General features: G+C 45.1%; 1 pseudogene. It reads right to left on the bottom strand.

What is annotated here, in order from left to right:
• Positions 1-172: pseudogene (locus AB4585_RS23075) on the bottom strand (sulfurtransferase FdhD); the annotation flags it as partial.
• Positions 173-346: the final 174 nt, after the last annotated feature.

Genomic DNA, 346 nt, shown 5'->3' with positions numbered 1-346 from the left:
GAGACCCAAGGGTCATCAGTGTCACTATCTCTCGCCAGTTGAGCAGAACGGTTAAGGGACACTCGCAAGCAGTATCTTTGCTCAGTGGCTCTCCATATTCATCAAAAACAGTCACGCTCTGGGTTTGAGACGGGGGCTGGCCAACGGCAACAAAATGGGGCGCTTTAGGCATCCAGAATTCCTTTTTCTATACTAGAACAATGTTGTGTAGAAAGGTGAGTGGGCAAAGCCCATCTTTCAGTTACTCGAGCTGGCTCGAGTAGAACTATTTAAATAATAATGACTTAGCTTAACGAGGTACCAATGAAAACGGAAGATAATTGGCCCATTAGATGTCAGATTATTC

Origin of the sequence: Vibrio sp. 10N.222.49.C9 (assembly GCF_041474985.1) — a bacterium.
Lineage (GTDB): Bacteria > Pseudomonadota > Gammaproteobacteria > Enterobacterales > Vibrionaceae > Vibrio > Vibrio crassostreae_C.
This window is presented reverse-complemented; position numbering and strand designations above follow the sequence as displayed.